This is a genomic window from Microbacterium sp. SORGH_AS_1204 (genome assembly GCF_030818935.1).
Lineage (GTDB): Bacteria > Actinomycetota > Actinomycetes > Actinomycetales > Microbacteriaceae > Microbacterium.
Genome location: NZ_JAUTBD010000001.1, coordinates 975,261 through 989,103 on the forward strand (window position 1 = coordinate 975,261; position 13,843 = coordinate 989,103).

Here is a 13,843-nt window from a genome sequence, read left to right on the forward strand (position 1 = left end):
CGCCGCGTTCGTGTTTCCAGCGGGATGTGCGGCGTGGCGGCCGGTGCGGTCGGGCCGAGGAGGGGTGCGGGTGTCACGAGAACAGGGGATGCCGCGACGGCAGGGCGGATGACGGGAGCTCGGCCTGTTCGGGGCTCATGGCGCGTTCCGGTGACGGTGGGCGGACGGGCCGGGTGCACCACCGGGGCCGGCGGTGCCCGCGCCGCGGCGGGCGGTGCCCGCGACCGACGGTGTGGCGGGGAGGTTCGGCACCCGGTGTCCTTGGAGGTGGAGCTGGGGTGCGGACCACGGCGGAAGCGGCCACGGAGGCGATGTCGGAGGGACGCCGTAGGCTGGTGTGGTGACGACAGCCCTGTACCGCCGATACCGCCCCGAGGCGTTCGGCGAGATGATCGGGCAGTCGCAGGTGACCGAGCCGCTCATGACCGCCCTGCGCAGTGATCGCGTGGGTCACGCCTACCTGTTCTCGGGCCCGCGCGGCTGCGGAAAGACCACGTCGGCGCGTATTCTCGCCCGCTGCCTCAACTGCGCGGCGGGCCCCACCGACACCCCCTGCGGAACGTGCGACAGCTGCGTCGAACTGGGCCGTGGCGGCGGCGGGTCGCTCGACGTGGTCGAGATCGACGCGGCCAGCCACAACGGTGTCGACGACGCCCGCGACCTCCGTGAGCGCGCGATCTTCGCACCGGCCCGCGATCGGTTCAAGATCTTCATCCTCGACGAGGCGCACATGGTCACGCAGCAGGGCTTCAACGCTCTGCTCAAGCTCGTCGAAGAGCCGCCCGCGCACGTGAAGTTCATCTTCGCCACCACCGAGCCCGAGAAGGTGCTCGGCACGATCCGTTCGCGCACCCACCACTACCCGTTCCGGTTCGTCCCGCCCGCGGCCATGCTCGAGTACGTGCAAGAGCTGTGCGAGACCGAGGGCGTGGGCGTCGAAGCAGGTGTGCTGCCTCTCGTGGTGCGTGCCGGTGGCGGCTCGCCGCGCGACACGCTCTCGCTGCTCGACCAGCTGATCGCCGGCAGCGATGCGGATGCCACCGGGCACGTCCTCGTGCGGTACGAACGCGCTGTCGCCCTGTTGGGCTACACCCACTCCGAGCTGCTCGACGAGGTCGTCGACGCCTTCGCCGCGAACGACGGCGGCGGGGCGTTCGCCGCTGTCGACCGGGTCGTGCAGACCGGACAAGATCCGCGGCGCTTCGTCGACGATCTTCTCGAGCGACTGCGCGACCTCATCGTCGTGGCGGCGACGGGCGCGGGGGCGTCCGCCGTGCTGCGCGGCGTGCCCGACGACGAGTTGGAGCGCATGGCGCGCCAGGCGACCGCCTTCGGCGTGCACCGCCTCTCGCGCACGGCCGATCTCGTTGTGGCCGCCCTCGACGAGATGACGGGTGCGACCTCGCCCCGCCTGCAGCTGGAGCTGCTCGTGGCGCGCGTGCTCACCCACGCGGGGGTGTCGCAGGGCACCTCGCCCGCCACCGCCCATGACCTCGAGGCATCGCGCGACGCGTCGTCCGGCGCGCCGCAGCTCGCACCCGCGACGGGACGCCCGGCGTCGCCCGCCGCCGACATCGCCGCGCCGGGGGGAGCGCACGCCGCCTCCGCCGCGCCCCGCGTCGCCGCGCCGGGCGTCACCCCGTCGCGTATTGCGGCTCCGGCTGTCGCCTCGCCGGGTGTTGCCTCGCCGGGTGTTGCCTCGCCGGGTGTTGCGTCGCCTGGTGTCGTGTCGCCTGCGGTCGCGTCGCCGGGCGGAGTGGCTCCGACTGTCGCGTCGCCTGGCGCCGCCCCGTCGCGTGTGGCCTCGCCGGGTGTTGCGTCGCCTGCGGTCGCGTCGCCGGGCACAGAGGCTCCGGCTGTCGCCTCGCCGGCGGTCGCCGCACCGGATGTCGCCGCACCGAACGTTGCGGCTCCGGCTGTCGCTTCACCCGCGGTCGCCTCGCCGGGTGTCGCCGCACCGGACGTTGCGGCTCCGGCTGTCGCGTCACCCGCGGAAGGGGAGACCCCCCGCGCGACGTCGCCCGGTGTCGCGCAGCCGTCCTCGCCGCCGCCGGGCACCGCGTCGCCGGTTGTCGCGGCTCCCGTCGCCCCGGCTTCACCGACGGTATCCGACGCGCGCGCCTCGCTCGCGAATGCGGCTGACGCTTCCGGACCGTACAGCGACGACGACGCACCACCGCCGTTCACCGACGACGATGCGCCACCGCCGTTCGACGACGAGCCGGTGATGACGAGCGCTGTGCGCGCAGCGCAGAACCCGGTCGCTCCGGCTTCATCGACCGAACCATCGCGCCCCGTTCGGACGGCGCCGGCTGCGACCGACTCCGACGCGCACCCGTTCGACACCGCGCCGACCCCCGACTCCGCGCCGACCCTCGACACCGCGTCTGCCTCCGACACTCCGACGTCGACGACCGCCGCGGCCGGTGCGTCGGGCGACGTCGGTCGTCCTTCGGCGTCCGATGGCGCCGCCGACGTGCTGCGCGCGACCGACGGCTCCGCCGCGCCCACCGATACCGCCTCGCCGCTCGAACCCCCCGCCCCGACCCCGCCCGTCACACCGGTCGGTCCGATCGAGCTCGGCCACGTGCGCGACGCGTGGCCGGAGGTGCTCGCTCAGCTCGAGGTGGCCAGCCGGCCGTCGTGGCTCGTCGTGTCGACCGCCACCGTGCGCGCGTTCGACGACGAGGTGCTCACCCTGTCGTTCCGCACCACGGGAGACCTGAACGCCTTCAAGACGCGCACCGCCGACGGCGGCCCGAGCGAGGATCTGCGTCAGGCCATCCGAACCGTGCTCGGCGTCCGTGTGAAATACCTCGCGCGTCTCGAGGGCGACGCTCCCGGAGGTCCCGGCCCCGCGGCGCCGCCGCGCGGCCCGTCCTCGCCGCCGGCCGGGTCCGGTGCTCGCCCGGCGATGCGCACCGGCCCGACGAGCGGTCCGCGCTCATCCGCGCCATACACGACGTCGGTCACCGAGTGGGCTGTCGCGCCGATCCCGTCCGCCGAGGGGCTCCCGAGCGCGACGGCCACGGCCGCCGCGCCGGGGGGCGCCGCGCACGGGGCCGTCTCGCCGGCGGTCACGACCACGGCCTTGGCCGTCGACGACGAGCCCGACGAAGCGTCCCCCGCCCCTGGAACATTCGCGGTGCACCCCGGCGTCGTCCTGCCCCCGCGCGAGGTCACGGCATCGGTCCCCGCGCCCGACGAGGTCGACGATGATGACGTCATCCCGCCGGCCGACGCACGTCGAAGCCCCCCTGCCCCCGGTCGTCGTGCCGCGCATGGCTCCCCTCAGCGGCGGCGTCCAGCGTTACGGCGAGGCGGTCGTCCGCCAGATGCTCGGCGCCACGTACGTGCGCGACGAGCCCCACGAGCCCCCCACGAGGTTCAGCTGATGTACGACGGCATCGTCCAAGACCTGATCGACGAGTTCGGGCGCCTCCCCGGCATCGGTCCGAAGTCCGCGCAACGCATCGCCTTCCACATCCTGCAGTCGCCCTCGTTCGACGTATCGCGCCTGTCGACGCTGCTCGGCGAGATCCGCGACAAGGTCAAGTTCTGCGAGATCTGCGGCAACGTGTCCGAGCAGGAGCGCTGCTCGATCTGCCGTGATCCGCGACGCAACCCCGCGCTCATCTGCGTCGTCGAAGACGCGAAAGACGTCGCGGCCATCGAGCGCACGCGCGAATTCCGCGGGCTGTACCACGTACTCGGCGGTGCGATCAGCCCGATCGCCGGAATCGGCCCCGACGACCTGCGCGTGACGCAACTCATGCAGCGCCTCGCCGACGGCACGGTGCAAGAGGTGATCCTCGCGACGAACCCGAACCTCGAGGGGGAGGCGACGGCCACCTACCTCAGTCGGCTGCTGCACACCCTCGAGATCCGCGTGACCCGCCTGGCATCCGGTCTCCCCGTCGGCGGCGACCTCGAATACGCCGACGAGGTCACCCTCGGCCGTGCCTTCGAGGGGCGTCGCACGCTCTGACCGACGCCCCCAGCGGCGCACGCAGCTCGTTGTGCACGACTCTCTGCACGCGCCCTCGTGCACAACGGCGGATGTCGTCGCCGACGCGCCGTCTCGGATGACCCGGTGTCGGCGTGTCGCCGACGTGTCCTGCCGTTGTGCACGCCGGGGCGCGTCTGTCCGCATCCGTGCACAACGGCGGATGTCGTCGCTGACGCGCCGTCTCGTATGATCCGGTGTCGGCGTGTCGCTGACGTGTCCTGCCGTTGTGCACGCCGGGGCGCGCCTGTCCGTATCCGTGCACAACGGCGGATGTCGTCGCCGACGCGCCGTCTCGGCTGATCCGGTGTCGGCGTGTCGCCGACGTGTCCTGCCGTTGTGCACGCCCGGCCCCGGGTCGTCGCCGCCCCGTCGTCGAATACCCCTCGACGTGAACCGACCCCCGGCCGCTACCCGCGCTCGCCACCCGCGGCCCGCGCCCGCTACCCGCGCACCCGCACCCGCGCACCCGCGCCCGCCACCCGCGCACCCGCGCCCGCGCCCGCTACCCGCGGGCCCGCACCCGTTGCCCGCGTGCCCGCGCGCCCGCACCCGCCACCCGCGCGCCCGCCCCCGCCACCCGCGGGCCCGCACCCGCTCCCGCGCCCGCTACCCGCGCGCCCGCGCCCGCACCCGCGTGACGCTCGACAGCGTCGCGCGCACGGGCTGGCCGACGTAGATGCCGAGCGAAGCGCCGACGGCGAGGGCGATGCCGATCGTCGCGGCACCGGCCAGGGTCGTGACGCCCGTCATGAGCACGGCGGCGTCGTCGCCCGACTCCACCACACCCAGCAGCCCGCGGAACACCGCCGCACCGGGCACGAGTGGCAGGATGGCGGCCGTCGTGATGGCGACCGACGGTACGTGCAGGCGGTAGGCCACGACGATGCCGACGAAGCTGCCGATGAATGCCCCCACGCCGCTCGCGGCGGCCACCTCGAAGCCCAGCGTGCTCGCCCCGACGTAGCCCGCCCACGCGACCAGACTCAGTGCGGCGCTGACCACGACGATGCGCGCGCCCGCGCCGTTGTAGACCGCGACCGCGATCGCGATGACCGCGGCGCCGACGAACTGCACGGTGAGCGGCCCCAGCGGCAGGGCGTTCGAGGGCGGAGACATACCCAGGCCGATCACGCGCACGGTCTCCAGGCCCGCGAGGATCCCGAGCACCACACCGAGGGTCTGGGTCGTGAGCTCGAGGATGCGTCCGGTCGCGGTGAGCGCGAACCCGTCGATGGCGTCCTGGGCGGCGCCGACCACGGTGAGTCCGGCGAGCATGAGCACGATCCCGGATGCCACGATCACCGACGGCCGGACGTCGGCGGCGGCGTCGAGGCCGGTGTAGCGCAGCAGGGGGGAGAGGGCGGCGACGACGGTCAGGACGAACCCGCCCGCGATCTGCGCGAAGAAGTACGGGACGTGTGCGCGGGCCATCACGTGCTGGGTCGTCGCGGCGAGGGCGGCCGCGACGAACGACAGCACGAGCGCCAGCCAGTTGGCTCCGAACATGATCGCCACGCCCGCCGCGAGCGACGCCTGCGAGGCGACGACGATCGCGGGGCGATAGCGGAACGGCAGACGACGGATGGCGCGGCAGCGCGCGACGGCATCGTCGAGCGCGAGGCCGTCGGTGATGTCGACGACCAGGGCCTGCAGCCGCTGCAGCTTCGCGTGATCGGGCACCGACCCCCGCACCACGCGCAGTAGCGTCGTGGGGTGGTTCGCCCCGGGGCGGCTGTGCGCGATCGTGATGGAGTTGTAGGTCACGTCGACGTGCACGGGATCCAGCCCGTAGGCGCCGCACACCCGCACGATGGTCAGGGTCACCTCGTTGGCCGGGGCGCCGACGACCAGCATCGTCTCGCCGATGCGGATGGCGAGGTCGAGGATCCGCGTGGCCAACGCCTCATCGATGACCGGCAGCAGGGTCGTGTCGAGGGATGCCGCGTCGTCGGCGGAATGCGTCAGGCGCCGCAGCGAAGAGAGCCAGTGGACGGGGGTGAGCGGCATGCGATCGCTCCAGGGGGAGGGGGTGGAACCCGTCGATCCTAGCTGCGGAGGACGGTGCGTCCGCTGGACGCCGATGCGCATGGCGGACGCGGTATGAGCGCGCATCTAAGATGATCCCTTGGGCGCGGCACCAGCGCCGGCGTCGTGGCATCGGCGACGCACGACCCCCTCCGGGAGTTCTCCTCATGGCTCTGATCGTCCAGAAGTACGGCGGCTCGTCCGTCGCCGACGCCGAGAGCATCAAGCGCGTCGCCAAGCGGATCGTCGACACGCGTCGCGCCGGCCACGAGGTGGTCGTCGCGGTCAGCGCCATGGGCGACACCACCGACGAGCTGCTCGACCTCGCGGGGCAGGTGGCCCCCATCCCCGCGCCGCGCGAACTCGACATGCTGCTCTCCAGCGGTGAGCGCATCTCGATGGCGCTGCTGGCGATGGCCATCCACTCGATGGGTTTCGAGGCGCGCTCCTTCACCGGCAGCCAGGCGGGCATGATCACGGATGCCACGCACGGCGCCGCCCGCATCGTCGACGTCACGCCCGTGCGACTGCGCGAAGCCCTCGACGAGGGGGCGATCGTCATCGTCGCCGGCTTCCAGGGCTTCAACCGCGACACCCGCGACATCACCACCCTCGGCCGCGGCGGCTCCGACACCACCGCCGTCGCGCTCGCCGCGGCGCTGAAGGCCGACGTCTGCGAGATCTACAGCGACGTCGACGGCATCTTCACCCGCCGACCCGCGCGTGGTCCCCCTCGCCCGAAAGCTCAACCGCGTCGGCAGCGAAGAGATGCTCGAGCTCGCCGCCAACGGCGCGAAGGTGCTGTACATCCGCGCGGTCGAGTACGCCCGTCGTCACGGGGTGCTCATCCACGCGCGCTCCACCTTCAGCTCGGGCGAGGGCACCTGGGTGCTCGACGCCTCCAAGACTTCACCGCTCGTCCCCGAGGGAGACACCATGGAAGAGCCCATCGTCGCCGGCGTCGCCACCGACCTCAGCCAGGCGAAGATCACCGTCATCGGCGTTCCCGACGTCCCCGGCAAGGCCGCCGACATCTTCAAGATCGTCGCGAAGTCCGGCGCCAACGTCGACATGATCGTGCAGAACGTCTCGGCCGCCGCCACCGGCCGCACCGACATCTCGTTCACGCTCCCGAAGACCGACGCCACGACGGCGCTCAAAGCGCTCGCCGGCGAGCAGTCCGATGTGGGTTTCGAGAGCCTCGTGCACGACGACCAGATCGGCAAGCTGTCGGTCGTCGGTGCCGGCATGCGCACGCACTCGGGTGTCTCGGCGACGCTTTTCGAAGCGCTCAGCATGGCGGGGGTCAACATTGAGATGATCTCGACCTCGGAGATCCGCATCTCCGTCGTCGTGCGCGGTGTCGACCTCGCCGAGGCCGCCCGTCTGGTGCACACCGCGTACGGTCTCGACAGCGACATCGAAGCCATCGTCCACGCCGGCACCGGACGCTGACGAGACCTCTCCTCGCCGCCCCGCGGCATCCCTCCGTGCCCGCTCCGCCCGACATGACGCAGGAGTTCCGGTCGCGGGGCCGCCGACCGGTCGGCGGATTCCTGCCGACCTGCGGTCGCCGAGCGACAGTTCTCCTCCGGTGCGTCGCACCGGTCGTCGCCCCGCGGCGACACGCGCTACCCTGACCCGAACGCCGCCGTCGCGGCATCCACCACCCCTACACCCGAGGTACCTCGCATGACCCGCATCTCCGATTCCGGAATCTCCCTCGCCGTCGTCGGCGCCACCGGCCAGGTCGGCACCGTCATGCTCGAGATCCTCGCCGAGCGGTCGTTCCCGATTCGCGAGCTGCGCCTGTTCGCCACGGCGCGCTCCGCCGGCACCTCCGTCGACTTCGCCGGTCACTCCGTGGTTGTGGAGGACGTCGCCACGGCCGACCCCGCCGGCGTGGAGGTCGCTCTCTTCTCGGCCGGCGCCACGGGCAGCCGCGCGCACGCCCCGCGCTTCGCCGAGGCCGGCGCGCTCGTGATCGACAACTCCAGCGCCTGGCGTATGGATGCCGAGGTTCCCCTCGTCGTCAGCGAGGTCAACCCGCACGCGATCGACCAGGCCGTCAAGGGCATCGTCGCCAACCCCAACTGCACCACCATGGCGGCCATGCCCGTGCTGAAGGTGCTCGACGCCGAGGCCGGACTCGAACGCCTCATCGTCAGCACCTATCAGGCCGTCTCCGGCTCGGGTCTCGCGGGGGCGCAGGAGCTGCTCGGACAGGTCGAGGGCGTGCTCGCGCAGGGCGATGTCGAGCGACTCGTGCGCAACGGCTCCGCGCTCGACTTCCCGAGCCCCGAGAAGTACGTCGCCCCCATCGCCTTCGACGTCATCCCGTTCGCCGGCAACCTCGTCGACGACGGCTTGAACGAGACCGACGAAGAGAAGAAGCTCCGCAACGAGAGCCGCAAGATCCTCGAGCTGCCCGACCTGCGCGTCGCGGGCACATGCGTGCGCGTTCCCGTCTTCACGGGCCACTCGCTCAGCATCAACGCCGAGTTCGCCCGCGACATCACGCCCGAGCGGGCGCGCGAGCTCCTCGCCGACGCCCCCGGCGTGCGCCTCGAAGAGGTGCCCACGCCTCTTCAGGCCGCCGGCACCGATCCCAGCTACGTGGGCCGCATCCGCGCCGACCAGTCCGCTCCCGAGGGCAAGGGTCTCGTGCTGTTCATCAGCAACGACAACCTGCGCAAGGGGGCAGCGCTGAACGCCGTGCAGATCGCCGAGATCGTCGCGCAGAAGCTCTCCGCGCGCGTCTGAGCACACGGCATCCGGATGCCGTCGGGCCGGGGTTGTCTCGACATCGAAGGGACAGATCTCTTGATGTCGAGACACCTCACGGCTCGCACCTAGAATCGTCGGGTGACTGAAAACGTCGATGTTCTCCTCATCGGTGGCGGCATCATGTCCGCCACGCTCGGCACTCTGCTGAAGGACCTGCAGCCCGATCTCAAGATCGCCGTGCTGGAACGCCTGAGCGATGTCGCGCAGGAGAGCTCGAACGCCTGGAACAACGCCGGCACCGGTCACGCCGCTCTCTGCGAGCTGAACTACACGCCCGAGGCGAAAGACGGCTCGATCGATCCCGCGAAGGCGGTGACGATCAACGAGCAGTTCCAGCAGAGCCGCCAGCTCTGGGCCTCGCTCGTAGCCGAGGGGGTGCTCGACGAGCCGTCGACGTTCATCAACGCCACCCCCCACATGACATTCGTGCGCGGCGAGAAAGACGTGGCCTTCCTCCGCAAGCGCTACGAGATCCTGCGGCAGCAGCCGCTGTTCGCGGGGATCGAGTACAGCGAGGACTCCCGTGTCATCAACCAGTGGGCGCCGTTGCTCATGCAGAAGCGACGCAAGGGCGAGCCCTTCGCCGCCACACGTGTTCCCGCCGGCACCGACGTGGACTTCGGTTCGTTGACCCGTCAGCTGTTCTCCAACCTGCGCGAGAAGGGCGTCGATGTCGCGACCAATCACGACGTCAAGAAGCTGAAGAAGAAGAAGGACGGAACCTGGGAGGTCTCGTACCGCCACGTCATCGGCGGCACCCCCGGCTCGATCAACGCGAAGTTCGTCTTCGTCGGCGCCGGCGGATGGGCTCTCAAGCTCCTGCAGCGTTCGGGCATCCCCGAGATCAAGGGGTACGGCGTCTTCCCCATCGGCGGCCAATGGCTGAAGACCTCGAACCCCGACATCGTCGCCCAGCACCGCGCCAAGGTGTATTCGCAGGCGTCCGTGGGCGCTCCGCCCATGTCGGTGCCGCACCTCGACACGCGCGTCATCGACGGCGAGTCGTCGCTGCTGTTCGGACCGTTCGCGACCTTCAGCCCCAAGTTCCTCAAGAACGGCTCGATGCTCGACATCGTCACCCAGGTGCGTCTGCACAACATCTTCCCGATGCTCAAGGTCGCCGTCGACAACCCGGGTCTGATCAAGTACCTCGTGAGCGAGCTGCTCAAAACGCACCCCAAGAAGGTCGACAGCCTGCGCGACTTCATGCCCACCGCCAAGGACGACGACTGGGAGCTGCTGGATGCCGGTCAGCGCGCCCAGGTCATGAAGCGCGACAAGGCGAAGGGCGGTGTGCTGCAGTTCGGCACCGAGGTGATCACGTCCGAGGATCGCTCCATCGCCGGGCTCCTCGGTGCCTCGCCGGGCGCGTCGACGGCCGTGTCGATCATGCTCGGCCTGATCAAGACGTGCTTCCCCGAGCGCATGGGGGAGTGGGAGCCGCGCCTGCGCGAGCTCATCCCCAGCTACGGCGAGACGCTCAACACGCAGCCCGAGATGGCTCGTCGAGAGCTGGATGCCACGGCACGCGCGCTCGCGATCAACCCCTGAGGCCCGCGTGGCGAAGCTGTACTTCCGCTACGGGGCGATGAACTCGGGCAAGTCGACGGCCCTCCTGCAGGCGGCGTACAACTACGAGGAGCGAGGACAGCGCGTGCTGCTCGCGAAGCCCGAGATCGACACCAAGGGCGCCGATCAGATCGAGAGCCGCCTCGGCGTCGCCCGGCCTGTCGACTTCCTCGTCGGGGCCGACGACGATCTGCGCGCCGTCTTCCAGGCCGCCGCGGGCCACGCGCCCGTGGCATGCCTGCTGGTCGACGAGGCGCAGTTCTTCACCCCGGCGCAGGTGGACGACCTGCTGCGCATCGCCGTGCTCGACGGCATCCCGGTCCTCGCGTACGGCATCCGCACCGATTTCCGCACCGAGGCCTTCCCGGGGTCGGCGCGCCTGCTCGAGATCGCGCACAGCCTCGAAGAGCTCAAGACCATCTGCCGGTGCGGACGCAAGGCCATCTTCAATGCCCGGCTGGTCGGCGGACGTTTCGTCTTCGACGGCGATCAGGTCGCCATCGACGAGGGGCAGATCCAGGGCGAGGTCACCTACGAGTCGATGTGCGCGGTCTGCTACCTGCGCGAGTCCGGCGGGCGGCTCGACGGGCGCTGAGACTCATGATGCCGTCCCCGGGCTCGCCCCGGGGCGCCCACAGACTGACTTGCGCCACATGTCCGCACGGGATGCCGACCGGTGTGCGTTCGGCGCGAGTCAGCGCCCGACTGTCCGACGATCGGACTCGACCGGCGATGTCGGCGGCGACCGATAGCCTGAGATCATGCGCGTACTCCTGGCCGGCGGTGCCGGTTACATCGGAACTCACACGGCCGTCGCTCTGCTCGAGGCCGGTCACGACGTCGTCCTTCTCGACGACCTCTCGGGCACTCACGCCGTCGCCGCCGAGCGCGTCGAGAAGATCACCGGCAAGCCCGCGCCGCTCGTCGTGGGTGACGCGGCCGACGACGCCGTGGTGGCGCGCGTCTTCGACGAGCACGGCCCGATCGATGCGGTCATCCACCTCGCCGCGTTCAAGGCGGTGGGCGAGTCGACGCAGAAGCCGCTGGCCTACTACTCCAACAACCTCGACACCACGTTCGCGCTCCTGCGGGTCGGCATCGACCGCGGCATCCGCTCGTTCGTGTTCTCCAGCACCGGCACGGTCTACTCCGACCCGGCCGACCTGCCCTTCACCGAAGAATCGACCACGAGCGTCGACCTCTCGAACGCCTACAGCAAGTCCAAGCGCATGAACGAGGTCGTGCTGGCCGACGTCGCCCGTGTGAACCCCGGCCTCAACGTCACGGTGCTGCGCTACTTCAACCCGGTGGGTGCACACCCCTCGGGCCTCATCGGCGAAGACCCCGCCGGCATCCCGAACAACCTCATGCCCTACGTCTCGCGCGTCGCCATCGGCACACTCGATGAGATCGGCGTCTTCGGCGCCGACTACGACACCCCCGACGGCACGGGATTGCGCGACTACATCCACGTCGTCGACCTCGCCGAGGGGCACGTGGCGGCGCTCGAACAGGCGCAGCCCGGGCACCAGGTGTTCAACCTCGGCACGGGACGCCCGGTCAGCGTGCTCGAGCTGGTGGCGTCGTTCGAGAAGGCCGTCGGTCACGAGCTGCCCAAGAAGATCCTCGACCGTCGTCCGGGTGACGTCGCCGCAACGTATTGCGACCCCGCGAAGGCGGGGGAGGTGCTCGGATGGCGCACGCGGCTCACCATCGACGACGCGTGCCGCGACTACTGGAACTGGCAGACCACCAACCCCGCCGGTTACGCCACCGCAGCCGACGCCTGACCATCGACGCGCAGGGTGGTGGGGCCTGGCCGCATCGCCCCGTCCGGTTGCGAAGGGGGGATACATGGCCGACACCGCACCACGGGCCTGGCAGATCGTTCTCGAGCGCATCGAGAGCGACCTGCGCGACGGACGCCTTGCTCCGGGCGACCGCCTGACGCCCGAGCGTGAGCTGGCCGCTCAGCTGGGCGTCGGCCGGTCCAGCGTGCGGGAGGCGATCCGCGTTCTCGAGGTGCTGGGAGTCGTGCGCACGGCGACCGGCTCCGGGCCGTCGGCGGGAGCGATGATCGTCACCACGCCCCGCGGCGGTCTCGCCGCTTTCCTGCGCCTGCAGGTGGCGGCCAACGGGTTCCCGTTGGTCGATGTCGTCCGCACCCGCATCGTGCTGGAGTGCGATGTCGCCGAGCGTCTCGCGCAGTCCGACGCCGATCTCGCCGGCATCCACGACATCCTCGCGGCGATGGATGCCGCCGACCTCACCCCCGAAGAATTCCTCGCTCTCGACGCGCGCTTCCACCAGGCACTCGCCGAGGTGTCGGGCAACGTCGTGATCTCGGCGATGATGGCGGGTCTGCGCAATTCCATCGAGAGCTATACGAGTGCGGGCGCCGCCCGCCTCGACGCGTGGCCACGCGTCGCCGAGCGATTGCGGCGCGAGCATCGGCATATCGTCGATGCGGTGTCACGGGGCGAGGTCGACGAGGCCCGCGAGGCCGTCCGCGCTCACATCACCGACTACTACACCGAGGTGGCGGAGGCACTGCGTTCGATGGATGCGGTCCCCGACGCCGGCCCCACCGTCTGAGGAGCATCCGTGACCGATCGACCCGTGCGCCCGCCGCGGCCCCAGCACGTTCTGCACGTCGTTTCGACCGAGCAGCTGAGCCCGCACCTCGTGCGCATCCGCGCGCGCGGGGAAGACCTCTCCGCCTTCCGCGACAGCCCCCACACCGACAAGTACGTCAAGATCACGTTCGCGAAAGCCGAGCTCGGGCTCGAGCCGCCGTACGACCTCGCCGCGCTACGCGAGACGCTTCGCCCCGCCGACCTCCCCGTGACCCGCACGTATACGGTGCGAGCGGTGGACGGCGATGTGCTCACGATCGACTTCGTCGTGCACGGCGACGAGGGTCTCGCGGGCCCCTGGGCCGCACGTGCGCAGGTGGGGGACCGGCTCGTCGTGTCGTCACCGGGAGGAGCATACGCTCCCGACCCGTCGGCCGCCTGGCACCTGCTCATCGGCGACGAGTCGGCGATCCCGGCCATCGCCGCCGCGCTCGAGGCTCTGGCGCCGGATGCCACCGGTGCGGCGTTCCTCGAGGTGCAGAACGCCGACGAGCAGCTCGAACTCACCGCTCCGGCGGGGGTCGACATCGTGTGGGTTCATCGAGGCGTCGCAGAGGCCGGGGCGACCGCGGTGTTGGCCGACGCGGTGGCCGCGTGGCATCCGCTCGAGGGTCGAGGGCAGGTGTTCGCGCACGGGGAGCGCGAGAGCATGAAGGCGCTGCGCGACATCGTCTTCACGCGATGGGGATTGCAGCGGGACCAGGTCTCGCTGTCGGGTTACTGGGCGTACGGTCGCACGGAGGACCGCTTCCAGGCCGAGAAGCGCGAGCCGATCGGGCAGATCCTCTGAGACCCCGCCCGGCGCCTGGATCTCCCG

The 13,843-nt window shown here is 71.0% G+C and carries 8 protein-coding genes and 1 pseudogene; 8 read left to right on the forward strand and 1 reads right to left on the reverse strand.

What is annotated here, in order from left to right; translation table 11 throughout:
• Positions 1–388 precede the first annotated feature (388 nt).
• Positions 389–3,988 carry a DNA polymerase III subunit gamma and tau gene (locus tag QE410_RS17090; protein ID WP_373459361.1) on the forward strand — a complete coding sequence of 1,200 codons (3,600 nt, stop codon included), beginning with the start codon at positions 389–391 and terminating at the stop codon, positions 3,986–3,988.
• Between the two features lie 627 nt (positions 3,989–4,615).
• Here the strand turns inward: QE410_RS17090 and QE410_RS04525 are convergent.
• Positions 4,616–6,016 carry a threonine/serine exporter ThrE family protein gene (locus QE410_RS04525; RefSeq protein WP_307328460.1) on the reverse strand — a complete coding sequence of 467 codons (1,401 nt, stop codon included), beginning with the start codon at positions 6,014–6,016 and terminating at the stop codon, positions 4,616–4,618.
• Between the two features lie 185 nt (positions 6,017–6,201).
• Between QE410_RS04525 and QE410_RS04530 the strand changes: the two are divergent.
• From QE410_RS04530 to QE410_RS04560, 7 genes and pseudogenes are all read left to right on the forward strand, one after another.
• Positions 6,202–7,489, forward strand: a pseudogene (locus tag QE410_RS04530) (aspartate kinase).
• A gap of 237 nt (positions 7,490–7,726) precedes the next feature.
• Positions 7,727–8,797 carry an aspartate-semialdehyde dehydrogenase gene (locus QE410_RS04535; RefSeq protein WP_307328463.1) on the forward strand — a complete coding sequence of 357 codons (1,071 nt, stop codon included), beginning with the start codon at positions 7,727–7,729 and terminating at the stop codon, positions 8,795–8,797.
• 102 nt (positions 8,798–8,899) lie between these two features.
• The gene (locus tag QE410_RS04540) at positions 8,900–10,372 is read left to right on the forward strand and encodes a malate:quinone oxidoreductase (RefSeq protein WP_307328466.1); all 1,473 of its coding nucleotides are present in this window, start codon (positions 8,900–8,902) and stop codon (positions 10,370–10,372) included.
• A 7-nt stretch (positions 10,373–10,379) separates the two neighbouring features.
• Positions 10,380–10,985 (forward strand): thymidine kinase, encoded by a 606-nt coding sequence (locus tag QE410_RS04545; RefSeq protein ID WP_307328469.1) that lies wholly within the window; start codon positions 10,380–10,382, stop codon positions 10,983–10,985.
• Positions 10,986–11,151: 166 nt separating this feature from the next.
• On the forward strand, positions 11,152–12,180 hold the full coding sequence (gene galE / locus QE410_RS04550) for a UDP-glucose 4-epimerase GalE (RefSeq protein WP_307328472.1): 1,029 nt from the start codon (positions 11,152–11,154) through the stop codon (positions 12,178–12,180).
• A 64-nt stretch (positions 12,181–12,244) separates the two neighbouring features.
• Complete coding sequence (locus QE410_RS04555) at positions 12,245–12,985, forward strand: FadR/GntR family transcriptional regulator (protein WP_307328476.1); 741 nt, start codon at positions 12,245–12,247, stop codon at positions 12,983–12,985.
• A 9-nt stretch (positions 12,986–12,994) separates the two neighbouring features.
• Complete coding sequence (locus QE410_RS04560; RefSeq protein ID WP_307328479.1) at positions 12,995–13,816, forward strand: siderophore-interacting protein; 822 nt, start codon at positions 12,995–12,997, stop codon at positions 13,814–13,816.
• Positions 13,817–13,843: the final 27 nt, after the last annotated feature.